At 72.3% G+C, this 22,230-nt stretch carries 22 protein-coding genes and 1 pseudogene; 11 read left to right on the top strand and 12 right to left on the bottom strand.

Annotation, left to right across the window (positions count from 1 at the left end; genetic code table 11):
- Nucleotides 1–65: 65 nt before the first annotated feature.
- The 7 genes and pseudogenes from ET445_RS18155 to ET445_RS15405 form a co-directional block, all read right to left on the bottom strand.
- Nucleotides 66–254: a helix-turn-helix transcriptional regulator gene (locus tag ET445_RS18155; protein ID WP_243695234.1), complete on the bottom strand. Its 189-nt coding sequence runs from the start codon at nt 252–254 to the stop codon at nt 66–68.
- Nucleotides 224–715, bottom strand: coding sequence for a response regulator (locus ET445_RS15430; protein ID WP_243695233.1), 492 nt, complete (start codon nt 713–715; stop codon nt 224–226). The genes ET445_RS18155 and ET445_RS15430 overlap by 31 nt, the downstream gene beginning before the upstream one ends.
- The gene (locus ET445_RS15425) at nt 716–1,972 is read right to left on the bottom strand and encodes a hypothetical protein (RefSeq protein ID WP_129192056.1); all 1,257 of its coding nucleotides are present in this window, start codon (nt 1,970–1,972) and stop codon (nt 716–718) included.
- Complete coding sequence (locus ET445_RS15420) at nt 1,969–3,129, bottom strand: sensor histidine kinase (RefSeq protein WP_129192055.1); 1,161 nt, start codon at nt 3,127–3,129, stop codon at nt 1,969–1,971. The genes ET445_RS15425 and ET445_RS15420 overlap by 4 nt, the downstream gene beginning before the upstream one ends.
- A 93-nt stretch (nt 3,130–3,222) precedes the next feature.
- Nucleotides 3,223–4,437 carry a homoserine O-acetyltransferase MetX gene (gene metX, locus ET445_RS15415; protein ID WP_129192054.1) on the bottom strand — a complete coding sequence of 405 codons (1,215 nt, stop codon included), beginning with the start codon at nt 4,435–4,437 and terminating at the stop codon, nt 3,223–3,225.
- Nucleotides 4,438–4,594: 157 nt separating this feature from the next.
- Nucleotides 4,595–5,919 (bottom strand): annotated as a pseudogene (locus ET445_RS15410) (bifunctional o-acetylhomoserine/o-acetylserine sulfhydrylase).
- Between the two features lie 145 nt (nt 5,920–6,064).
- The gene (locus tag ET445_RS15405) at nt 6,065–7,120 is read right to left on the bottom strand and encodes an acyltransferase family protein (RefSeq protein ID WP_165314425.1); all 1,056 of its coding nucleotides are present in this window, start codon (nt 7,118–7,120) and stop codon (nt 6,065–6,067) included.
- Nucleotides 7,121–7,202: 82 nt separating this feature from the next.
- Between ET445_RS15405 and ET445_RS15400 the strand changes: the two genes are divergently transcribed.
- The 11 genes from ET445_RS15400 to ET445_RS15350 all read left to right on the top strand — a co-directional run bounded on the left by ET445_RS15400 (nt 7,203) and on the right by ET445_RS15350 (nt 17,497).
- Entirely contained in the window at nt 7,203–7,988 is a 786-nt protein-coding gene (locus ET445_RS15400) for an SDR family NAD(P)-dependent oxidoreductase (RefSeq protein WP_129192052.1), read from the top strand.
- Nucleotides 7,985–8,713: a potassium channel family protein gene (locus ET445_RS15395; RefSeq protein ID WP_129192051.1), complete on the top strand. Its 729-nt coding sequence runs from the start codon at nt 7,985–7,987 to the stop codon at nt 8,711–8,713. Before ET445_RS15400 ends, ET445_RS15395 begins: the two co-directional genes overlap by 4 nt.
- Nucleotides 8,710–9,456 (top strand): type 1 glutamine amidotransferase family protein, encoded by a 747-nt coding sequence (locus ET445_RS15390; RefSeq protein ID WP_129192050.1) that lies wholly within the window; start codon nt 8,710–8,712, stop codon nt 9,454–9,456. The genes ET445_RS15395 and ET445_RS15390 overlap by 4 nt, the downstream gene beginning before the upstream one ends.
- 4 nt (nt 9,457–9,460) lie before the next feature.
- Complete coding sequence (locus ET445_RS15385; protein ID WP_208008454.1) at nt 9,461–10,162, top strand: uracil-DNA glycosylase; 702 nt, start codon at nt 9,461–9,463, stop codon at nt 10,160–10,162.
- Nucleotides 10,163–10,207: 45 nt separating this feature from the next.
- Nucleotides 10,208–10,789: a GNAT family N-acetyltransferase gene (locus ET445_RS15380; RefSeq protein ID WP_129192048.1), complete on the top strand. Its 582-nt coding sequence runs from the start codon at nt 10,208–10,210 to the stop codon at nt 10,787–10,789.
- Between the two features lie 90 nt (nt 10,790–10,879).
- Complete coding sequence (locus tag ET445_RS15375) at nt 10,880–12,313, top strand: amidase (RefSeq protein ID WP_129192047.1); 1,434 nt, start codon at nt 10,880–10,882, stop codon at nt 12,311–12,313.
- A gap of 45 nt (nt 12,314–12,358) precedes the next feature.
- Nucleotides 12,359–13,369: a siderophore-interacting protein gene (locus tag ET445_RS15370; RefSeq protein ID WP_129192046.1), complete on the top strand. Its 1,011-nt coding sequence runs from the start codon at nt 12,359–12,361 to the stop codon at nt 13,367–13,369.
- On the top strand, nt 13,366–14,424 hold the full coding sequence (locus ET445_RS15365; RefSeq protein WP_129192045.1) for a FecCD family ABC transporter permease: 1,059 nt from the start codon (nt 13,366–13,368) through the stop codon (nt 14,422–14,424). Before ET445_RS15370 ends, ET445_RS15365 begins: the two co-directional genes overlap by 4 nt.
- On the top strand, nt 14,421–15,515 hold the full coding sequence (locus tag ET445_RS15360; RefSeq protein ID WP_243695232.1) for a FecCD family ABC transporter permease: 1,095 nt from the start codon (nt 14,421–14,423) through the stop codon (nt 15,513–15,515). Before ET445_RS15365 ends, ET445_RS15360 begins: the two co-directional genes overlap by 4 nt.
- Nucleotides 15,512–16,423, top strand: a complete 912-nt coding sequence (locus ET445_RS15355; protein WP_129192044.1) for an ABC transporter ATP-binding protein — start codon at nt 15,512–15,514, stop codon at nt 16,421–16,423. The genes ET445_RS15360 and ET445_RS15355 overlap by 4 nt, the downstream gene beginning before the upstream one ends.
- 45 nt (nt 16,424–16,468) lie before the next feature.
- Nucleotides 16,469–17,497, top strand: coding sequence for an iron-siderophore ABC transporter substrate-binding protein (locus ET445_RS15350; RefSeq protein WP_129192043.1), 1,029 nt, complete (start codon nt 16,469–16,471; stop codon nt 17,495–17,497).
- A 97-nt stretch (nt 17,498–17,594) separates the two neighbouring features.
- Here the strand turns inward: ET445_RS15350 and ET445_RS15345 are convergent, their stop codons facing one another.
- From ET445_RS15345 to ET445_RS15325, 5 genes are all read right to left on the bottom strand, one after another.
- Nucleotides 17,595–18,827, bottom strand: coding sequence for a type II toxin-antitoxin system HipA family toxin (locus ET445_RS15345; RefSeq protein WP_129192042.1), 1,233 nt, complete (start codon nt 18,825–18,827; stop codon nt 17,595–17,597).
- The gene (locus ET445_RS15340; RefSeq protein WP_129192041.1) at nt 18,824–19,057 is read right to left on the bottom strand and encodes a helix-turn-helix domain-containing protein; all 234 of its coding nucleotides are present in this window, start codon (nt 19,055–19,057) and stop codon (nt 18,824–18,826) included. Before ET445_RS15340 ends, ET445_RS15345 begins: the two co-directional genes overlap by 4 nt.
- A gap of 149 nt (nt 19,058–19,206) precedes the next feature.
- Complete coding sequence (locus ET445_RS15335; RefSeq protein WP_129192040.1) at nt 19,207–19,647, bottom strand: Fe-S oxidoreductase; 441 nt, start codon at nt 19,645–19,647, stop codon at nt 19,207–19,209.
- A gap of 4 nt (nt 19,648–19,651) precedes the next feature.
- Nucleotides 19,652–21,100 carry a dihydrolipoyl dehydrogenase family protein gene (locus ET445_RS15330; RefSeq protein ID WP_129192039.1) on the bottom strand — a complete coding sequence of 483 codons (1,449 nt, stop codon included), beginning with the start codon at nt 21,098–21,100 and terminating at the stop codon, nt 19,652–19,654.
- A 168-nt stretch (nt 21,101–21,268) separates the two neighbouring features.
- Nucleotides 21,269–22,123: an arginase family protein gene (locus ET445_RS15325; RefSeq protein WP_129192038.1), complete on the bottom strand. Its 855-nt coding sequence runs from the start codon at nt 22,121–22,123 to the stop codon at nt 21,269–21,271.
- Nucleotides 22,124–22,230 lie beyond the last annotated feature (107 nt).

Below are 22,230 nucleotides of genomic sequence, written 5' to 3'. Positions count from 1 at the left end.
AGGCATCCGATCATCGTGCGCGCGAGGCATCCGGAAGCCCGGACCGCAGCCTCGCGCGAGACCCGTCAGTCGCTCTGCAGGAGGATGCCGTCGGCGATCGCGCGCTTGCGCAGCGCGACCTTCGTGCCGACGTCGTACCCGGCCGCACGGTACTTCTCCCGGATGCGCTTGAGGTAGCTCTTCGCCGTCTCCTCGGAAATGCCGAGCTGGAACGCGACGGCCTTCACCGGCTGGCCGGCGCCGTAGAGCGCCATGACACGGCGCTCCTGCGCCGAGAGCTTGGGCGACTCGCCCTCTTCGTCGAGCGTCGCCTCGAGCTCGGGGTGAGGTAGCTCTCGCCGAGCTTCGCGGCCCGGATCGCCTCGACGATCGTCTCGACCGGCTCGGACTTCGGCAGGTAGCCGAGCGCGCCCGCGCCGAGCGCCTCGCGTACGACTGCGGGCTCGGAGTACGTGCTGATGAGCATCGTCTGCACGCCCGCCGACTTCAGCATCGACAGCTTGAGCGAGACGGGGATGTTGTCCTTGAGGTCGAGGTCGAGGAGCACGACGTCGACGGGGAACTCGGGGTGCGCGAGGAGTTCGGACCATGACGGGACCGCGGCGACGACACCGATGTCGGGAGCCGCGTTCCGCAGCCACTCGCTCAGTGCGCCGAGGAGCATGCGATGGTCGTCGACGATCGCGAGGCGGATGGCGGGAGCTGGGTCGGGCATTCAGGCTCTCCTCGTTCGGGCACCCGAGGGTGCGGTAGACGGTGCGCGGGAAGTCGGGTCCGTCTGACACGACACGTCGATTCGGAGCGTGTCTGCCGTTGCTGCGACGTGATGCGTACCGAGACTACCTACCGCATCCCACGTCGTGGGGTCCAGATGACGTCGCGACACGCCGGATGCCTCGATGACGACCTTGAGGTCGGCGATCTCGTCGTCGTCGTACTCATGCGGCGTGATGCGGACGGCCGCGTACGCGGGCTGGCGGCGGGAGCGTTCGCCGACGATGAGCCAGAGCGCGAAGAGGAGCCCTTCGCGCTGCGGCGGCGACAGTCGCCCGGCGAGCCCGGTCGGGTCGTCGACCTCGACGCGACCCGACAGATAGGCAGACTCGGCCACGGCATGGCGGAGCCAGGTGTCGGTGCGGCCCTCGATGAGTCGGATGCGCAGGCGCGCCGCGAGCGCGGCCGCGAGCTCGGCCTTGTCGGGCGGCAGGGGGATCGCGATGCGACCGGCGCCGACGTCTTCGAGGAGCGCCTCGGCGTCGAAGTCGAGCTGCGCGAGCTCTTCGGAGGCGCGCATGCCGACCGCCGTGCGCGGCGTCGAGACCGTCGATTGCACGAGCGAGAGGTCGACCTCGCGACGCACGAGCCGGCGGAACCCGCGAACGGCGATCGTGATGAGGACGACCGGCGCGACGACCGTCGCCGCGATCGCCAGCCCGACGACGGTGTTGCGACCGGCCTCGCCGAACTGCACGAGCGAGGCGGCGGCGAGGATCGCCGAGAGCACGCTCGCGATCGCGAGCGGCGCCTTCGTACCGCGGAGGGCTGCGACGGGCATGAGGAGCGCCCCCGCGGCCGCAGCCGCGGTCGGCGTCACCCCCACGACGAGCAGGCCGTCGACGGCGACGAGATCGAGCCACACGGGCACCGCGAGCATCGCCGTGAGCACCGCGAAGAGCCAGTCGGGGAGCCGAGCCGAATAGGCGGCGATGCACGCTCCGCCGATCGCCCCGACCACGACGAGCGCGATCCACGCGGGCCACGGTCCTGCGCCGGGGGCGTAATACGGGGCGCGCACGACCGCATGGACGAAGTGCGCGAGGACGATGATGAGGGACACGAACGAGACGCCCGCCGCGAGGCGGATGCCGCCGTGCCCGCCGTGGATGTCGCCCGCCGCACGCGCCGAACGCGCCGGGCGGCGGAAGCTGCGGTCGCGGCCGGCCGTCGCGGTGTTCTCGTCGAATCCGGTCATGGCTTCGGCACCTCGAGCATCACCGTCGTGCCGGCGCCCGGCGACGAGAACACCCGTGCCCGCCCGCCGACCGAGTGCAGTCGCCCCACGACCGATTCGGCGAAGCCGAGCCGTGCCGAGTCGACACCGTCGGTATCGAACCCGTTGCCGGCATCGGAGACCATCGCGCGGACCGTCGTCTCGTCGTCGGTCACGGTCACGTCGGCCTCGTTCACGCCCGAGTGCCGGCGCACGTTCTCGAGGCACTCGCCGAGCGCGCCGAGGAGCGCGTCGAGGGTGTCGCGCGGCAGCGCGAGCTGGCCGGCGCCGTGCCAGTTGACGTCGAGGCCCATGCGGGCGAACCGCTGGCGCACCGATTCGAACGTCGTGCCGAGTTCGTCGTCGCCCGTGTCGGGGGAGAAGAGCGCATTGGCGCCGCCCGAGTCGAGCGGGGCGCCGAGGCGCAGGAGGCGCAGGAGCCGCGCGTCGTCGCCCGCCTGCTGCCGGAGCGCACCGGGCCCGACTCCGACGCCCGAGTGCGCGAGGAGGCTCAGCGTCGCGAGGACGGTGTCGTGCAGGACCCGCGCGTCTTGACGCTGCTGCGCCTCGAGTTCGCTCGCGAGGCGCTCGGCCTCGTGCGCGCGCCCGACCTCGTCGATGCGTTCGGACGTGCGCGAGATCGCCCGGTCGAGCCACCTTCCGAGCACGGTGCACGCCGACCAGCCGGCGACCGAGGCGACCGCCGGGATGAGCATCCGGTAGCCGAAGAACGTGAGGAGCCACACCGTCGCGAGGACCGACGCGGCGAGGGTGCCCACGATCGCGAGTCCGTTGCGCCTGACCACGAGCGGGATCGCGACCGACGGGGCGGCGAGGCCCGCGGTCGCGGCGACGACGACCGCGGCGACCGGGGCGGGCGCGTCGTCGGTGCCGACCGCCACGATTGCGACGATCGACGCCGCGACGACGCCGATCGAGAGCGGAAGCGACCCGCGCGCATTGGCGAAGTACACGAGGACGGCGGCCGCGGCGAGCGCCGCGGTGGCGAGGAGCGTGCGGCCGCCCGAGAACGCGCCGGGGACGGCGAGACAGGCGAGCGCGACGCCCACGCCGATGAGACCGGCGACGCGAGCGATGTGCCGCAGCAGCCGATCCCGTTCTTTGTGGATGCGCTTCATGCCCCCTCCGGGCGGTCGGCGCGCGCCGCGTTCCTGCCCATGGTCAGAGCGTACAACCACGGTCCGACACGAACGGAGGCGGGACTCCGCGTTTCAGGCCGCGAGCAGATCACGCAGCGCCCGCCCCACCGGTTCGTGCTCGATGAGGAACGCGTCGTGGCCGAACTCGGACGAGATCACGACCGGGTCGGGGCCGTGGACGCTGTTCGGCAGGAGAGCCGCGATGTCGCGCTGCCCGTCGAGGGGGAAGTACCGGTCGGTGTCGATGCCGAGCACGAGGCTCTTCGCCCGGACGCCCGCGAGCGCCGCTCCGACGCTGCCCCGCCCGCGGCCGACGTCGTGCGAGTTCATCGCCTCGGTGAGGACGAGATAGCTGTTCGCGTCGAAGCGACGGGTGAAGCGGTTGCCGTGGAAGTCGAGGTACGACTCGACCGCGAACCGACCGCCGCCGCCGAGCGGGTCGAGCTCCGACTGCCAGGTGCGCGCGAAGCGCCCGTCGAGCTCGGCCGCGGTGCGGTAGTTGAGCATCGCCATGCGACGCGCGAGCGCGAGCCCGCGCCACGGACCGTCGCCGTCGGCCGCGTCGTAGTAGTCGCCGCCGCGGAACGCGGGGTCGCTGCGAACGGCGAGCAGTTGCAGCGTGTTGTGCGCGATCTGGTCGGCGGTCGCCGCAGCGGGCGCGGCGAGGACGGCGATCCGCTCGACCGCATCGGGTGCCATGATCGCCCACTCGAGCACGTGCATGGCGCCCATCGACCCGCCGACGACGGCTGCGAACCGCTCGATGCCGAGTTCGCGCGCGAACGCGAGCTGCGCCTGCACCTGGTCTCGGATGGTGAGGAAGGGGAACCGGGAGCCCCACTCGAGCCCGTCGGACGTCACCGAAGCGGGACCCGTCGTGCCCTGGCAGCCCCCGAGCACGTTCGGCGCCACGACGAACCAGCGGTCGGTGTCGAGCGCGAGGCCCGGGCCGACGACCGTGCGCCACCAGCCGGGCGTCGCGTGTCCGACGCCGGCCGCGCCGGCGACGTGACTGTCGCCCGTGAGGGCGTGGAGGACGAGCACGGCGTTGTCGCGCGCGGGCGACAGCTCGCCCCAGCTCTCGTAGGCCACGCGCACGTCGGGGAGGACGTCGCCCGATTCGAGCGGCACGTCGCCGACCTGCACGAACCGGCGGTCGCCGACGGGGTCGCCCTCGCGCCACGCGCCCGAGACCGGAGCACGCACGGGGCCGGGCTGCGGACTCGGCACGACGGACTCGGGAATCAGGCGGGCGGGCGCGGTCTCCGCGGTCGTCTGCCAGTCCATGCCTTCGATTCTCCCCGAGCGATGGGGCGGTTCGCGCATTGTTACGTACGAGTGGTTCCGGATGTCCCGTGCGGGCGACCCCGGAGACGGCGGATGCCGCGGACCCGATGGGCCCGCGGCATCCGTTCGTCGCGATGACGCGAGCAGGCGCGACGCGTCAGACGCGCGCCGCCTCGACCGCAGCCCGCGCGGCCGCGAGGCCCGCCGCGAGGTCGGCCTTGAGGTCGTCGACGTGCTCGATGCCGATCGACAGGCGCACGAGGCCGGGCGTGACGCCCGTCGTGAGCTGCTGCTCGGGGGTCAGCTGCGAATGCGTGGTCGACGCCGGGTGGATGACGAGCGAGCGCACGTCGCCGATGTTCGCGAGGTGGCTGAAGAGCTTGAGGCTGTCGACGAGCGCGCGGCCCGCGTCGACGCCTCCCTTGAGCTCGAACGACAGCACCGCGCCGACGCCCTTGGGGCGTACGTGTTCGCCGCCGCGTACCAGGGGCTCGTGGGCAGGCCCGAGTAGTTGACGTGGGCGACGTCGGGGTGGTTGTCGAGCCACTCCGCGATCTCCTGCGTGTTCTGCACGTGGCGCTCGATGCGGAGCGACAGCGTCTCGATGCCCTGGATGAGCTGCCACGCGTTCGCCGGGGCGATCGCGGCGCCGAGGTCGCGCAGGAGCTGCACGCGCGCCTTGATGATGTAGGCGAGGCCGTCGCCCACCGCGGCCGTGTAGCTCGCGCCGTGGTAGCTCGGGTCGGGATCGGTGAGACCCGGGAACTTCTCGACGTTCTTCGACCACTCGAACACGCCGCCGTCGACGATGACGCCGCCGACGACCGTGCCGTGGCCGCCGAGGAACTTCGTCGCCGAGTGCACGACGATGTCGGCGCCGTGCTCGAACGGACGGATGAGGTACGGCGTCGCGATCGTGTTGTCGACGATGAGCGGGACGCCCGCGGCGTGCGCGATGTCGGCGACCTTGCGGATGTCGAGGATGTTGATCTTCGGGTTGCCGATGGTCTCGGCGAAGAACAGCTTCGTGTTCGGGCGGACCGCGCGGCGCCACTCGTCGGCGTCGTCCTGGTTCTCGACGAACGTCGTCTCGATGCCGAGCTTGGCGAGCGTGTACTTGAAGAGGTTGTACGTGCCGCCGTAGATCGACGACGACGACACGATGTGGTCGCCCGCCTGCGCGATGTTGAGCACGGCGTAGGTCTCGGCGGCCTGGCCCGACGAGACGAGCAGCGCGCCCGTGCCGCCCTCGAGCGCCGCGATGCGCTCTTCGACGACGGCCTGCGTCGGGTTCTGGATGCGCGTGTAGATGTTGCCGAACTCGGCGAGGGCGAAGAGGTTCTTCGCGTGGTCGGCGTTGTCGAACACGTAGGACGTCGTGTTGTAGAGCGGGGTCGCGCGGGCCTTCGTGACGGGGTCGGGCGCTGCGCCCGAGTGCACCTGCTTGGTTTCGAAGCGCCAGTCTGCGGCGTGGTCGGTCATGGGACTCCTCCGGGTGTGATGCTCGGTCGTCGGTCGTGCTAGCACGGCCTGGCCGGGCTGTCAGCAACGTTACGAGCGGTCTTCCGGGCGGGCAACGGGCGTCGACACACGGCGTAAAGGCGAGGGCGGCTCGGATGCTCCGGGCTCAGCGCCGCTCGTCGGGCGGCAGCACGATCGTGCCGGTCGCGGTGTGCGGCTCGACGCGGAACAGCCACCTCGCGCGCGGTTCGACGAGCGGGCGGAACACGCGCCGCACGGGCTTCAGCGACAGCACGATCGAGAGCGCGATGCAGAAGACGAACATGGCGGGCAGCACCCAGAAGGGCTGCGCACCCGCGAGCACGCCCGACTCGCGGAACGGGTAGAGCGCGAAGCTGTGCAGCAGATAGATGTACATCGTCGCGGCGCCGAACGGCGTGAACCAGTGCGCGCGACGCGGCATGAGGATGAGGAAGGCGACGGCGAGGAGCATCGCCGAGACGAGCAGGGCGAGCCGGATCGCTCCCGACCACGGCTCGTCGTAGCCGATCGCGTCGTACGACTCGTCGTAGAGCATGAAGCGGCGGAGCTTCAGGTCGCGCCAGGTGTCGATCGCGGCGGGCATGATCGCGAGGGTCGCGGCGAAGAGCGCGATCGCGCCCGCGCGCCAGCGCCACGCGACCGCGGTCGACAGCGCGAGCCAGCGATCGGTGAGGCGCCACTGCCGCAACTGCCAGCCGAACACGAAGAACGGGAACATGCCGAACGTGCGAGTGAGGGCGAGCGTCGAGTCGATCGCGAGCGAGTACCCGGCGGCGATCGAGATCGCGATCGCGATGAGGAGCGGGAACCGCAGGAGCACGAGGTAGGGGAGCGCGACCCGCCACACCGCGAGGGCGATGAGGAACCACAGGGTCCACGAGGGCGTCGTGTAGTCGAGCGCGAAGGCCCCGCCGAGCACCCACTTCAGCACCGACCAGATCGTCTCGAAGATGAGGTAGGGGAAGACGATGTCGGTGAGGATCTGCTTGAGCGCGCGCGCCGTCGGCGGCCCCGACTTCGCGAAGTACCCCGACACCGTCACGAACACGGCGACGTGGAACGAGTAGATGAAGAGGTAGACGCTGTACGCGGCGTCGTCTTCGGCGATGAGCGGCAGGATGCCGTGGCCGATCACGACGAGTGTGATCGCGATCCAGCGGGCGTTGTCCCAGAGGGGCACCCGCTTCTTCGTTCGAGTCGTCGCGCGGTGCATCGATCCATTGTCGCAAACGGCGCGACCCGCGGTTCGGCAGAATAGAGGGATGAGTGAGTTGCGCGCGGTCGTCACGGGAGCCAGTTCGGGGATCGGCGCGGCCACGGTGCGCGCGTTCAGGGCGGCCGGATGGGACGTCGTCGGCGTCGCCCGCCGCGAAGACCGTCTGCTGGCGCTCGCAGAGGAGACCGGGGCATCCGTCTTCGTCGCCGACGTGACCCTCGACGACGACGTCGCGCGCCTGCGCGACCATCTCGAGGTCACGGGCGGCGTGCACGCGCTCGTCAACAACGCGGGCGGCGCGAAGGGCCTCGCGTCGGTCGAGGACTCGAGCGTCGAGGACTGGGAGTGGATGTTCCGGGTCAACGTCCTCGGCACGAAGCGCGTGACGAGCGTGCTCCTCCCGCTCCTGCGCCGCGGCGCCGTCGAACGCGGTGTCGCAGACATCCTGAACCTCACGTCGATCGCGGGCCACGTCGCGTACGTCGGGGGCGGCGGCTACAACGCCGCCAAGTTCGCCGAGCATGCGCTCACGGCCGTGCTGCGGCTCGAGCTCAACGGCGAGCCGATCCGCGTGACCGAGGTGGCGCCCGGCATGGTGAAGACCGAGGAGTTCTCGCTCGTGCGCTTCGGCGGCGACCGGGAGCGCGCCGACGCCGTCTACGACGATGTGCCCGAGCCGCTCGTCGCCGAGGACATCGCCGAGATCATCGTCGACGCCGTCACGAAGCCGCGGCACGTCGACCAAGACCTCATCATCGTGAAGCCCGTCGCGCAGTCGGCGCCGCATCTCGTCGCGAAGGGCCCGCTGCGTGTGCGCGGGCACGCCGGATGACCGAGGCCTCGCGCCGCGAGGCGTGGGATCGCGCGACGAGCACCCCGCTCGTCGTGCTCGGCGTGGCGTTCATCGTCGCCTACTCCTGGTTTGTGCTGGCCCCCGGCGCTCCGACGTGGCTGAGCATCGTGCTCGCCGCCGTCTTCGTGCTCACGTGGGTCGTGTTCGTCGTCGACCTCGTCGTGCGCATCGCGCTCACGCCGCGCGGCGAGCGCGTGAAGTACGTCGTGACGCATCCCATCGAGCTGCTCTCGACGGCGGTGCCGGTGTTCCGCGCCATCCGCGTCGTCGAGCTGTTCCGGCACATCCCGTACCTCGAGCGCCGCACGGGCGCGGCCGTGCGCACGAGGTTCGTGCTGACCGCCGTCGCCTACGCGGTCGTCTTCGTCTACTTCATCGCGCTCGCGACGCTCAACGCCGAGCGCGGCCGGCCCGGTGCGACGATCGAGAACTTCGGCGACGCGATCTGGTGGGCGTGCGTCACGATCGCGACGGTCGGCTACGGCGACCTCGTGCCCGTGACGGTCGCCGGTCGCATCTACGCCGTGCTGCTCATGATCGGCGGCGTCGCGATCGTCGGCACGGCGTCGGCGACGTTCGTGTCGGTCCTGAGCGACCGCATCGCGAGACTGCGCGAGCACGAACACGAGCACGAGCACGAGCACGACCGCGAACACGACCGCCCCGAGACATCCGACCCACCGAAAGCAGAGGACCCCCGATGAGCGTGCACCTGCAAGGAGGCGGCTGGAGCGACGGCGCCGACGCCGACGTCTACCGCGGCTTCGTCGCCGAGGCCGCGGCGCGCGCCGCCGCGTCGGGCGAGGAGCGGGCGAAGGATTCCTCGGGCCGCCCGATCCCGCGCATCGCCCTCGTCGTCGTGCGCGCCGACGACCCCGCCGCGATCGCCGAGCGCTTCGCCGAGGAGCTCCGCGCGGGCGGCACGGTCGACGTGCACCTGACGGCGGTCCGCCACGGCGAAGCGGTGCCGCGCACGGCGTTCGCGGACGTCGACGGAGTGATGGTCGGCGGCGGGCTCACCCCCGCCTACCGCGACGCGCTCGAGCCGCACTTCGGCGAACTCCGCAGGCTCGTGGCCGGAGGCATCCCGTACCTCGGCTTCTCGGCGGGCGCGTCGATCGCGGCCGAGCAGGCGATCGTCGGCGGCACGCGCATCGGCGGCGTCGAGGTCGCGCCCGAAGACAACGGCGAAGGGCTCGACGAAGTGCAGATCGCGCCAGGCATCGGGCTCGTCGACATCCCCGTCGACGTGCACGCCGCGCAGTGGGGATCGCTCTCGCGCGTCGTCGCGGCCGTCGAGGCGGGGCTCATCCCCGGCGCGCTCGCGATCGACGAGCGCACGGTGCTCGTCGTCGGCGAGGGCGGGCTGCAGGTCGCCGGTCGCGGCAGCGTGTGGCGGGTGCTGCCGGGCGAGCAGGGCGTGTCGGTCTCGACGATGGGGGCGTGAGCGCGTGGCGATGAGCCTTCCCGAGCTCGCCGCCGCGGGACTCGTCGACCCCGGCTGGGCGGCCGCGCTCGAACCGGTCGGCGCCGACATCGCCGCGATGGGCGACTTCCTGCGCGCCGAGCAGGCCGCCGGCCGCCCCTACCTGCCCGCGGGCGACCGCGTGCTGCGCGCGTTCCAGGCGCCGCTCGACGACGTGCGGGTGCTCGTCGTGGGTCAAGACCCGTACCCCACCCCCGGACATCCGATCGGGCTCTCGTTCGCCGTCGAATCGCACGTGCGTCCGCTGCCGCGGAGCCTGCAGAACATCTACCGCGAGCTCCACGACGACCTTCCCGACGTCGACCCGCCCGCGCACGGCGACCTCACGGCGTGGACCCGCAACGGCGTCATGCTCCTGAACCGCGTGCTCACGGTCGCGCCCGGCGCCCCGGCGTCGCACCGCGGCAAGGGGTGGGAACGCGTGACCGACCACGCCATCCGCGTGCTCGTCGGGCGCGGCACGCCGCTCGTCGCGATTCTGTGGGGGCGCGACGCGCAGAACCTGAAGCCGCTCCTCGGCCCGACGCCCGCGATCGAGTCCGCGCATCCGAGCCCGCTCTCGGCGTCGCGCGGGTTCTTCGGCTCGCGTCCGTTCAGCCGCGCGAACGCGCTGCTCGAACGGCAGGGCGGGCGGCCCGTCGACTGGGCGCTGCCGCAGCAGGCCTGAGCGCGGGACATCCGGCCGTCATGAGGCGGGGGTAGGGTGGGCGCCATGCTCGAGGAGGAATACCAGCCGCGCCGGGTGCTGCCCGCGCATCTGCGGCCGAAGCCCGAGCCCGAAGCGCCGTTCGCGTTCACCCTCCGCGAGGCGAGGCAGGCCGACCTCCCGGCTGTGCGCGAGATCTACAACTACTACGTCGCGAACTCGACCGTGACCTTCGACGAAGACGCGATGACGCTCCGCGAGTGGCGGGCGAAGTTCGCGTTCCTCGAGAAGCTCGGCATGCCGTTCATCGTGGCCGAGTCCCCGAGCGGGCAGGTGCTCGGGTACGCGCTCGTGCAGCCGTGGAAGTCCAAGCGCGCGTACCGGTTCACGGTCGAGGACTCGATCTACCTCGGGCCTGCGGCGGGCAGCAAGGGGCTCGGAAAGGCGCTGCTCGGCGAGCTCATCGACCGATCGCGTGCCGCCGGGATCAAAGAGATGCTCGCGGTCATCGCCGACCAGGGCGCCGAGGCGTCGATCAAGCTGCACGAGAAGTTCGGGTTCCAGGAGATCGGTCGCATGGGCAAGGTCGGGTTCAAGTTCGACCGGTGGCTCGGCACGGTGCTGCTGCAGAAGTCGCTCAAGAAGTAGGCGGATGTCTCGAGGCGGATGTCTCGAAGGCGCGGGCGGATGCCTCGTGCCGCGTGCCGGCGGTCGGCCGACGAGCCCTAGGCTGACGGCGTGACCGACCTCGAATCGCTGCACGAGCTTCCGGCGTTCGCCCTCCACCAGGCGCTCCAGCGCGGCGACGTGTCGCCGACCGAGGCGACGGCGCACTACCTCGAACGCATCGAGCGGCTGAACCCCGTCGTGGGCGCGTTCGCGCACGTCGACCCCGAGGGCGCGCTCGAACGGGCCGCGCGCGTCGAGCGCGCGGTGCCGAAGGCGGCGCCGCTGTGGGGCATGCCGATCGCCGACAAGGACTTGGAGCAGCGCGCGGGCATGCCGGCGCGGTTCGGGTCGCGCGCGTTCGCCGACTTCGTGCCCGAGGTCTCGGACGTGCTCGTGCAGTCGGTCGACGCCGCCGGTGCGGTCTCGGTCGGGAAGACCGCGACGCCCGAGTTCGGCATGCCGTCGTACACCGAGGGGCTCGCGTTCCCGCCGGCGCGCTCGCCGTGGGATCTCACGCGGGGGGCCGGCGGCTCGAGCGGGGGAGCGGCGGCCGCGGTCGCGGCGGGGCTCCTGCCGTTCGCGCCGGGCTCCGACGGCGGCGGGTCGGTGCGGATCCCGGCCGCGAGCTGCGGGCTCGTGGGCGTGAAGCCGTCGCGGGGGCGCGTGCCGGGCGGCGACGGCGTCGGCTCGCTCGCGGGGCTGCCCGTGGCGGGCCCGCTCGCGCGGACGGTCGCCGATGCGGCGCTCCTCCTCGACGGGCTCATCGCGCCGCACGGGTATCCGGCGAGGCATCCGTCGTCGCTCCGCGCGGCCGGCGAGGACGGGCCGTACCTCGGGGCCGCACTGAAGGGGATGGGGCGCTTCCAGGTCGGCGTGCTCACCGACACGCCCTGGGACGACGCCTACGACATCGTGCTCGCACCCGAGGCGCGCGCGGCGCTCGACACGGCCGTCGGCATGCTCGACTGGCTCGGCCACGGCGTCGAGGAGGTGCCTGCGACGCCCGAGCCCGGGTACGCGCCCGCGTTCCGGGCGGTGTGGCAGGCCGGGGCATCCGCGATTCCCGTCGACGGCGACGGCCTCGAGCTCCTCGAACCGCTCACGCGCTGGCTCGTCGAGCGCGGTCGCGCGCTGCCGACGCGCACGCTCGTCGAGGCGCTCTCGTGGCTCGCCGAGTTCGAGCGGCGCACGATCGCGCGGTTCGCGTCGTACGACGTCGTGCTGAGTCCGGCGCTCGCGCTCACGCCGCGTCCCGTCGGCTGGTACGACCAGGAGGACGGCGAGCGGAACTTCGCCCAGCAGGTGCAGTTCACGCCGTACACGTCGTTCGTGAACGTCGCGGGGCTGCCCGCGCTCGTGCTGCCGGTCGACGAGACGGCCGACGGCCTGCCGATGGGCGTCCAGCTCATCGGGCGTCCGGGCGGCGAAGAGACGCTCTTCGCGCTCGCGGCCCAGCTCGAGCGTCGGGCCGGTCGGAGGGCGCTGCGGCCGTCCGTGTGGTGAGCGGGCGCCCGTGGCGCGCCGAGGTGCGTGTGGGATACTGAGGTAATGCTTACCTCAGTCGCCGACGCGGCCCGACGCCTCGAGGCGCGTCCGCGACCGCGACCGGCGTACCGCGGATTCCAGGCGGCGGTCGCCCGTGTCGAACGCCTCTCGCCGCACTTCGTGCGCGTGACGTTCACGGGTGACGATCTCGACGAGTTCGGCACCGCGGGCCTCGACCAGCGCGTCAAGCTCGTGCTCCCGCACCCCGAAGACGGGTTCGCGTCGTTCCCGACGGGCGACGACTGGTACCGCGAGTGGCGGGCCCTGCCAGCAGCCCGGCGCAACGTGTTCCGCACCTACACCGTGCGCGCCGTGCGCCCCTCGCTCCGCGAGGTCGACGTCGACTTCGCCCTGCACGGCGACCTCGGGCCGGCCTCGGCGTGGGCCGAACGCGCGACGCCCGGCGACGAGATCGTGATCATCGGCCCAGACGAGCGCAGCGAGGGCCGCGCGCTCGGCATCGACTTCCGGCCCGGCCGAGTCGACTCGCTCCTCCTCGCGGGCGACGAGACGGCGGCGCCCGCGATCTGCGCGATCCTCGAACAGCTTCCGGCGGATGCCTCGGGCGCGGCCCTCATCGAGATCCCCACGTCGGCCGACGAACTGCCCGTCACCGCTCCCGCGGGCGTCGAGGTGCGCTGGCTCGCGCGGTCGGGCGGCGACGCCGTCGGCGCAGGCGAAACGGCCGTGCCTGCCGACCACGGCGACCGACTCGTCGCGGCCGTCCGTGACCACGTCGCGCGCCGTGCGATCGCGCCCGCGACGCATTCGGCCGACGATGCCGACCGTGCGCTCGCCGAGGCCGAACGAGCCAAGGCCGAACGGGACAACGACATCCCCCTCTGGGACGTCCCCTCGGGGCGGAGCCTCGACGGCGGCGTCTACGCGTGGCTCGCGGGCGAGGCATCCGTCATCACCGCCCTTCGCCGCTTCCTCGTGCGCGACGCCGGACTCGACCGCCGGCAGGTCGCGTTCATGGGCTACTGGCGGCGTGGCCGCGCCGAGGTCGAGTGAGCGTCGACACCGCGACCGGCCGGCGCGCAGCGCGCGCCGGGGCGGACGCCGAGGGAGTGCGCCGCGGTCGGCCCGCGCTCCGGGGCATCCTCGTCGTCATCGGATGTCTCGCAGCCCTGCTCGTCGTCATCGCCGCGAGCCTCGCGCTCGGCGTCAGGAGCATGGACCCCCTCGAGGTGTGGCGCGCGCTCACGGCGCCCGACGCCGCGAACGCCGACCAGCAGGTCGTGCTGCAGCTGCGCGTGCCGCGCACCGTCATCGGGCTCGCGGCGGGTGTCGCGCTCGGACTCGCGGGCACCCTCATCCAGGGCGTCACCCGCAATCCCATCGCCGATCCGGGCCTCCTCGGCGTCAACGCGGGCGCATCGCTCGCGGTCGTGCTGTCCATATCGTTCCTCGGCGTGACCGCGCCCATCGGGTTCATCTGGTTCGCGTTCGCGGGAGCCGCGGCGGCGGCCCTCATCGTGTTCTGGATCGGGTACGGCCGACCCGTGCGGCTCGCGCTCGTCGGCGCCGCGGTGACGGCGTTCTTGACGCCGCTCATCACGCTCGTGCTCCTGCGCGACACCGACGCGTTCAACCGGTTCCGGTTCTGGTCGGTCGGCTCGCTCACGGGGCGCGATCTCTCGGTCGTCGGCACGCTGTGGCCGTTCCTCGTCGTGGGAGCCGTGCTCGCGGCGCTCCTCGCGCACCGGCTCAACCTGCTCGCCCTCGGCGACGACGTCGCGAGCGCCCTCGGACAGCGGGTCGGCACGACGCGCGCCGTCGCGGGCGTCGCGATCGTGCTCCTGTGCGGCACCGCCACGGCCCTCGCGGGGCCCATCGCGCTCGTCGGACTCGTCGTCCCGCACGCCGCCCGTCGGCTCGTCGGCGCCGACTACCGCTGGATCATGGCCGTCTCGGCGCTCCTCGGTCCTGTCATGCTCCTCGCCGCCGACATCGTGGGGCGGCTCGTCGTGCCGAACGCCGAACTCGAAGCGGGCATCGTGTGCGCGTTCATCGGCGCCCCCGTGCTCATCGCGATCGCCCGCAACCGGAAGGTGGCGGGCCTGTGAGCGGGGTGGGGTCGGAGGAGCGCGCGGTCGAGACATCCGCCGTGTTCTCGACGCCCGCCGCGGGCGCGGCCGTCGCGGCCGTCGCCGCCGTGCGCGCGCACCGGCGTCGACGTCTCGTGCTCGTGCTCGTCGCGGGGATCCTCGTCGCCATCGCGATCGCGTTCGTCGCCCTCTCGCTCGGCGCGGCCGCAGTGACGCCCGACCGCGTGCTCGTGACCCTCCTCGGCTTCGGCGACGACCGCGACCGGCTCGTCGTCTTCCGCCTGCGGCTGCCGCGCATCGTCGCCGCGCTCGTCGTGGGCGCCGCATTCGCCCTCGCGGGCGCGATCTTCCAATCGGTGCTGCGGAACCCGCTCGCGAGCCCCGACATCCTCGGCGTCTCGGGCGGTGCGAGCCTCGGCGCCGTGTTCGCGATCCTCGGCCTCGGGCTCGGCGGAGCCGCCGTCGCGGGGTTCGCGTTCGCGGGCGGCTTCGCCGTCGCGCTCGTCATCTGGCTCGCCGCGTGGAAGCAGGGCCTCCACGGCGTGCGGTTCGTGCTCGTGGGCGTCGGCATGGCGTACGTGTCGGGGGCGGCCGTCGCGTGGCTCCTCGCGCGGTCCGATGTGCGACAGGCGCAGCAGACCCTCATGTGGACGGTCGGCAGCGTCGCCGACGTGCGCGGCGCCGAACTCTGGATCGCGACCGGCGTCATCGGCGCGCTCGCCGTCGCGGTCGCCCTCGTCGCTCCGCGGCTCGCGCCGCTCTCGACGGGCGACGACCGGGCGCGCTCGCTCGGCGTCGGGGTGGATGCCACGCGCATCGTGTTGCTCGTCCTCGCCGTGACGCTCGTCGCGTCGGCCACGAGCGTCGCCGGCCCCGTCGCGTTCGTCGCCCTCGTCGCGCCCGCGATCGCGCGGCGGCTCACGGCCGACGGCTCGCCGGCGCTCGCCGTGTCGGTCGTCATCGGCGCGACCCTCACGCTCGCGGCCGACGTCGTCGGCCAGTTCGCCCTGCCGGGGGTCACGGCGCCCGTCGGCATCGTCACGGGGCTCGTCGGCGCGCCCTACCTCCTGTGGCTCCTCGCCCGCACCGAACGGAGTGCCCGCGCATGACCGCGACCCCTGCGAAGAACACCCGGCACGGGGCATCCGTGCCCGCTTCGTCGCCTGCGCACGCCCCCGCGGGCCTCGTCGCGCACGGCGTGAGCCTCGGCTACGACGGCCGCCGTGTCATCGAGGGGCTGGACCTCGCGATCCCGAGCGGCGCGGTGACGGCGATCGTCGGCCCGAACGCGTGCGGCAAGTCGACACTTCTGCGGGGGCTCGCGCGCCTGCACCCGCTCGAGGGCGGTCGCGTCACGCTCGACGGCGACGACATCGCTCGGATGCCTCGGCGCACCCTCGCCCGCAGTGTGGGCATGCTTCCGCAGGCCTCGATCGCGCCCGACGGCGTGCGCGTCGCCGATCTCGTGGCGCGTGGACGCTACCCGCACCAGGGCTGGTTCGGGCGGCAATCGAGCGACGACGATGCGGTCGTCGCCGAGGCGCTCGCGGCGACGGGCGTCGCCGACCTCGCCGATCGGGCGGTCGACGAGCTCTCGGGCGGGCAGCGTCAGCGCGTGTGGATCGCGATGGTGCTCGCGCAGCAGACCGACATCGTGCTCCTCGACGAGCCGACGACCTACCTCGACGTCGCGCACCAGCTGGAGCTCCTCGACCTCCTGACCTCGCTCAATCGCGACCGCGGCACGACGGTGGTCATGGTGCTCCACGAGCTCAACCTTGCGGCGCGCTACGCCGATCACCTCGTCGTCATGGCGGGCGGGCGGATCATGGCCGAGGGAGCGCCGGGCGACGTGTTGACGAGCGAGGTCGTGCGCGATGCGTTCGCCCTCGAGTCCCGGGTGATCGCCGACCCCGTGGCGGGAACCCCGCTCATCGTCCCGATCGGTCGCTTCCACGGCGACGCGTCGCAGTTCGGGCCGGATGTCCCGTCCGATTCGGCCTCGGAAGCCGACTGAGGTTAGGCTAGCCTTATTCCTTCCTTCCGACTCCGAGGAGTTCCCGTGCGCCTTCGACGCCCACTCATCGCCGCGGCCGGTGCCGCCATCGTCGCGCTCGCCCTGTCGGCCTGCGCCGCGGGCGACACCGCTTCCGAGAATGAATCCGCCGCGGCATCCGGCGAAGGCTTCCCCATCACGATCGAGCACGCCTTCGGCGAGACCGTCGTCGAGCAGGCGCCCGAGCGCGTCGCGACGTGGGGCTGGGGCTCGACCGAAGCGGCGATCGCCGTCGGCGTCTACCCCGTCGCCGTCGCCGAGCAGCCCTGGACGGTCGGCCCCGACGCCCTCCTGCCGTGGGTCGAGGCCGCCTACGACGACGCGGGCATCGAGCACCCCGCAATCCTGAGCGACGACGAGGGCGGCGCGACCGTGCCCTACGAGGAGTTCATCGCCGCCGACCCCGACCTCATCATCGCGCCCTACTCGGGCCTCACCGAAGAGCAGTACGACACCCTGAGCGAGATCGCCCCCGTCGTCGCCTACCCCGAGGCCGCCTGGACGACCCCCTGGGACGACACCATCCGCATCACCGCGAAGGCGCTCGGCCTCGAGGCCGAGGGCGAGGCCGTGCTCGACGGCATCACCGACTCGCTCGCCGCCGACGCCGCCGCGAACCCCGCCTTCGCGGGCAAGACGTTCGCGGGCGTGTGGGACGGCGACGGCTTCGTCTACGTGTACACGGACGCCGACCCCCGCATCGCCGTGCTCACCGAACTCGGCCTCGAGGTCGCCCCGAGCGTCTCCGCACTCGACACGAGCGACGGCGGCTTCTACTACGAGCTCAGCTACGAGAAGCTCGACCAGCTCGACGCCGACTTCATCGTGAGCTACCACAACTCGAAGGAAGAGGCCGACGCGTTCCTCGCCAAGCCCGAGCTGCAGGCCATCCCCGCCGTCGCCGCGGGCAAGGTCGCCCAGGTCTACGACCCCGTGACGGTGTCGTCGGTGTCGCCTCCCACGGCGCTCAGCTTCGACTGGAAGACCGGCATGCCGGCGCTCGTCGCCGCGATCGCGGGCGTCGTCACGGACTGAACGTCCCGCCGCCGCCGCGCTCGCGTCGCGTCGCGCACACGCAGAACGGCCCGGATGTCTCACCACGAGGCATCCGGGCCGTTCGTCGTTCTTCGGGCTACTCGTCGGCGATGCCGACCGGATGCCCCAGTAGCAGATTGTCGGTGAACGTGCGAAGCGAGCTCCGCAGCGCCGGATGGGCGCCGTCGATCGGATCTTCTCGTTCGATCGCAGACCGCAATTCCTCAAGCGCGTCGGTGACCGTCGCATCGGCCCGACGGACTCCCCACCCGGCGATCTCCTGCGCGAGGTCGTCCCGTGTGAGTGCCGCATGCCGGTACTCCCGATTGACGGCCAAGGCCATGCGGCCGTCGTTGCCGCGCACGTGGGCGATCGGGACCTGATCGTACGCGGGCGCCAGCCGAACCGTGCCGTCCGCCGGGTGGAGCAGGCCGAGGTTCTTCGTGTGCAGGTCGAGGTTGCCGATGGCCACGGCGAGCACGAGCATTCGCGCGAGGTTTCGGAGATCTTCCGTGGATGCGTACCGTGCGAGGGCGTCGGCGGCGCGGGCGAAACTCACGACGCCGCCGATCTCCTGGTACTTCTGATTCCCGCTCGCGCCGAGGACCTGGTTGAAATCCTCCTGATGCAGTCGCCGCCCGCCGACCCGGTCGAAGCGCTCGACGACGAGGGTCGCGAGACCGTCGAACGAATCGACGCGAGTGTCGAAGTCCGCGAGGCCGAGCGCGCGGGCCAGGCGGGCTCCGTACTCCTCGTCGTAGATCACGGTCGGATGCGCCGCAAGCCGTGGTTTCAGGATGTGCGTCGACGGGAATCCGCCGAGCGCGCGCGCCCAGCCGTCGGCTTCACGCGCCAGCACGATCTTCGGTTGGACGCCGCCGAGCGAGGTTCGTCCGAGCTCCGATGCGTTCCCGAGCGGAGCGCCGATCGGATCCTCCAGCAGACGGCGGATCTCGTGATCTTCGACCGTGCTCGTCTCGGGGATCTTCGGTTCGGTCGGGTCGTCGGCATCCCAGATCTGCAGTGCGCCGGCGACGTCGCGCCCGTAGCGTGCGAGGAACCGCAGTGTGTCCCCGCGTCTGACCCCGCTCTGCGCGAGCAGATAGTCGAGCTGGTCCCCCTCGGGAAGGAGCTCGGAGAACCAGTTCCGCCGCCGGTGGGCGGACTGCCTCGGCGGAGTCGGCACGACGGGAATCGAGACCGAGAGCACTCGGCTGGTGGACCCGAAACGCGCTCGCGCTGTGTCGTCGAATCCGAAGTCGAACGAGCGGCCGTCGTCTCCTTCGAGGTACCCGATGACAGTCTCGTAGAGCTCTACGGCAAGCCTCACCGGGCGTCGCTCCATTCCGCGGACAGCTCGACGCCGGTTGCGCGCATGAGTTCGAATATCCTGCGGGCGTAGATCGTCGGCTTCCCTGATTCGATCTCGCTGATCGAGCGTTGGGAGATGTCGAGCTGTGCAGCGAGCTCGACCTGGCTGAGCCCGCGCGCCAATCTCGCTTGCTGGATCACCAGGCCGAGGTCGGCAGGGGAGCGAAGCGTGGTCGTATGCTCGGGCATTTTGAACCTCTCCTCGTGTTCGACCGGTGGCGTCCTATTACGAAATTCGGATCATCGGATCCTATTACGAAAACGGGATACTTCAACCCTATCCGGAAATAGTAATACTGACAAGAGTGCGGGTATCCGAGAGTCGGTGCGAACGCGGCCTACGCGACCGTCCGCGGCAGCCGCGCGCGCGACGGCCGCACGTACCCGCCGGCCTCGAGCCCCGCCTCGATCTCGAACCGGTTCTTCAGCGGATCGATGCCCGCCGCGAGGTAGAGGAACGGGAAGAGCATGCCGTACTTCAGCCACTGCTGCTTGTGCACGGCCTCGTGGCCGAGCACGCGGTCGCTCACGTTGTGGTCGGTGAGGTAGCAACCGCCGACGCACGCGCCGCCGCGGCGGAACGCCCACTTCGGCATGCCCTGGAAGACGAAGAGCCCCTGTCGGCGCTCGACGCGTCCCGTCGACCACAGGAAGCCCCACACGTACCCGACGGCGGTCGCGAACCGGTAGCCCGCGCGGCTCACGGGCGAGTCGAGGAGGCGGAGGCGGAAGACGCGGTCGTTGAGGGCGGGGCCGGGCGTCGTGCGGGGTTCGGTCACCCCATCATGCTGCCACCTCGGGGCGACCGAGCGCCTCGAGAAGTCGCAACCAGATCTCACTCACGGTCGGGAACGCCGGCACGGCGTGCCACAGCCGGGTCACGGGCACCTCGCCGACGATCGCGGTCGTGGCCGCATGCAGCAGCTCCGAGACATCCTGCCCGACGAACGTCGCGCCCACGACGACGCTGTTCGCGGCGTCGACGATGAGCTTCGCGCGCCCCTCGGGCCCGTCGGAGTGGATGCCCGCCCCGCTCACCGATGAGAACCCGACCTCGACCGTCCGCACGTCGACGCCGCGCTCGCGCGCGACGGCCTCGGTGAGGCCGACGTACGCGACCTCGGGCTCGGAGAAGACGACCGCGGGCACGGCCGCGTGGTCGGCGGTCGCGACGTGCACGCCCCACGGTGCGTCGTCGACCGGCCGCCCGAGCGCGCGCGCCGCGATGACGTCGCCCGCCGCACGGGCCTGGTACTTGCCCTGGTGGGTGAGGAGCGCGCGGTGCGTGACGTCGCCGACGGCGTAGAGCCAGGGCTCGGGTCTCTCGTGACCGGCGCCGCGCACGGCCATCGTGTCGTCGACGTCGATCCACGCGCCGGGTTCGAGGCCGACCGTCTCGAGCCCGAGGCCGTGCGTGCGAGGCGTCCGCCCGGTCGCGACGAGCACCTCGTCGGCGACGAGCGACTCCTCGGACGAGAGGGTGAGCACGACCTCTCCCGACGCGTCGCGCTCGACGCGCAGCGGGTGCGTTCCGAGACGAACGGATGCCCCGAGCCCGCGCAGCCCCTCGGCCACCGCCTCTCCGGCGAACGGGTCGGCTCCGCCGAGGAGACCCGACCGCGCGAGCACCGTCACCTCGGTGCCGAACCCGGCATACGCCGTCGCCATCTCGACCGCGACCGTGCCGCCGCCGATGATCGCGAGCCGATCCGGCGCGCGCTGCGCGCTCGTCGCCTCGCGGCTCGTCCACGGGCGGGCGTCGGCGAGTCCGGGGATGTCGGGCACCGCGGCATCCGACCCCGTGGCGATCACGACCGCGTGCCGCGCGGCGAACGCCGCTTCTGTGCCGTCTGCGAGTGCGACGACGACGCGACGCGGGCCGTCGAGGCGGCCCTGCCCGCGCACGAGTTCCGCGCCGACGCTCGCGAGCCATCCGGCGCCGCCCGCGTCGTCCCAGTCCGACACGAACCGGTTGCGGCGCGCGAAGACCGCGGCGACGTCGAGCGGACCCGTCACGGCACCCGCCGCGCCCGGCACGCGCGCCGCGGCCCGCAACGCGTCGGCGCTCCGGAGCAGCGTCTTCGACGGCACGCACGCCCAGAACGAGCACTCGCCGCCCACGAGTTCGCGCTCGACGATCACGACCTCGAGCCCCGCGGCACGAGCGCGGTCGGCGACGTTCTCGCCGACCGGCCCCGCCCCGAGCACGACGACATCCACTTCGCGGGTCATGGCGACCCCCTCCCGCGGCTGCTGCGCCGCTCCCGCCAGCCTACGGACGGCGCGCAGTGGGGGGAACGCCTTGCGCGGCGGGAGTTCACGAGTGTCCACGAATCGCGGGCCGCGCTGACCGCCTACCGCGTGTCGTGGACACCCGCGGCGGAAGACGCGTGAGCGCGCCTAACTTGCGCGCTTCGCGCCCGCCGAGGAGAGCGCGCCCACGAGCCGCAGGATCGTCGACAGGTCGTCGTTCGCGGCCGCGGGAGAGCCCGGTGCGAATCCCGCGATCGACGCCCCGGCGAGCGGGAATCGCGCCACGACTGCGCGCACGAGCGCGACGAGCGTCTGCGCGTCGATCCCGAACGGCATGGGGTACGAGAGCCCGTCGAGCGCCGACGGGTCGAGCACGTCGAGGTCGACGTGCACGTAGACGTTCGCCGCGCCGGTCGCTTCGAGGGCGGCGACGACGGCGGTCGGGTCGGAGAGGTCTTCGACCGTGAGGGTCGCGACGCCGTGCTCGTCGATGAACCGAACCTCTTCGTCGTCGAAGGCGCGCGCGCCTCCGAGGACGAGCCGCGAGGGCGCGACACGGGTCGACTCGTCGAGCGCGAGGCCCTCGGCGCCCTCGCCCGCGATCGCCCGCAGCACCATGCCGCCGAACGCGCCCGACGGTGAAGTCTCGGGCGTGTTGAGGTCGGGGTGCGCGTCGAGCCAGAGCACCGCGAGGTCGCCGCCCGTCGCGGCCGAAGCATGGCCGACCGAGGCGAGGGCCGCCCCGCAGTCGCCGCCGATCGTGATCGGCAGGTCGGCGACGGTCGCGAGCGCTTCGGCCGTGCGCTCGCGCACACGTCGGATCGTGCTGTACCGTCGCACTCCCGTGCCGAGCGTCTCGCCCGCCTCGGAGGGCACGTCGACGACGACGGTCGCCGCGGCCGGCAGGTCGCCGCGGATCGCCTCGGCCCCGTCGGCGTGGCTCATGGCGCGCGCCGAGACGGAACCCTGCCAGACGGGCACGACGACGAAGGTGGCGGGCATGGGCTTCAGTATCCTCCTCAGTCACGGGCAGCGGCGGATGTCACGAAGACGGCGGATGCCCCGCCCGAATCGTGTCGGCACGGGGCATCCGTCATGCGGCTCTCGAG

This window comes from Agromyces protaetiae (genome assembly GCF_004135405.1).
GTDB lineage: Bacteria > Actinomycetota > Actinomycetes > Actinomycetales > Microbacteriaceae > Agromyces > Agromyces protaetiae.
Note: the sequence above shows the minus strand (reverse complement) of the source record. Positions and strands in the feature narration are given on the sequence as shown.

Bases quoted from the DNA above. Each gene is read 5' to 3' on its own strand.
- ET445_RS18155 (WP_243695234.1), bottom strand. From the start codon at position 254: ATGGCGCTCTACGGCGCCGGCCAGCCGGTGAAGGCCGTCGCGTTCCAG.
- ET445_RS15430 (WP_243695233.1), bottom strand. From the start codon at position 715: ATGCCCGACCCAGCTCCCGCCATCCGCCTCGCGATCGTCGACGACCAT.
- ET445_RS15425 (WP_129192056.1), bottom strand. From the start codon at position 1,972: ATGACCGGATTCGACGAGAACACCGCGACGGCCGGCCGCGACCGCAGC.
- ET445_RS15420 (WP_129192055.1), bottom strand. From the start codon at position 3,129: ATGAAGCGCATCCACAAAGAACGGGATCGGCTGCTGCGGCACATCGCT.
- metX (WP_129192054.1), bottom strand. From the start codon at position 4,437: ATGGACTGGCAGACGACCGCGGAGACCGCGCCCGCCCGCCTGATTCCC.
- ET445_RS15400 (WP_129192052.1), top strand. From the start codon at position 7,203: ATGAGTGAGTTGCGCGCGGTCGTCACGGGAGCCAGTTCGGGGATCGGC.
- ET445_RS15395 (WP_129192051.1), top strand. From the start codon at position 7,985: ATGACCGAGGCCTCGCGCCGCGAGGCGTGGGATCGCGCGACGAGCACC.
- ET445_RS15390 (WP_129192050.1), top strand. From the start codon at position 8,710: ATGAGCGTGCACCTGCAAGGAGGCGGCTGGAGCGACGGCGCCGACGCC.
- ET445_RS15380 (WP_129192048.1), top strand. From the start codon at position 10,208: ATGCTCGAGGAGGAATACCAGCCGCGCCGGGTGCTGCCCGCGCATCTG.
- ET445_RS15370 (WP_129192046.1), top strand. From the start codon at position 12,359: ATGCTTACCTCAGTCGCCGACGCGGCCCGACGCCTCGAGGCGCGTCCG.
- ET445_RS15355 (WP_129192044.1), top strand. From the start codon at position 15,512: ATGACCGCGACCCCTGCGAAGAACACCCGGCACGGGGCATCCGTGCCC.
- ET445_RS15340 (WP_129192041.1), bottom strand. From the start codon at position 19,057: ATGCCCGAGCATACGACCACGCTTCGCTCCCCTGCCGACCTCGGCCTG.
- ET445_RS15330 (WP_129192039.1), bottom strand. From the start codon at position 21,100: ATGACCCGCGAAGTGGATGTCGTCGTGCTCGGGGCGGGGCCGGTCGGC.
- ET445_RS15325 (WP_129192038.1), bottom strand. From the start codon at position 22,123: ATGCCCGCCACCTTCGTCGTCGTGCCCGTCTGGCAGGGTTCCGTCTCG.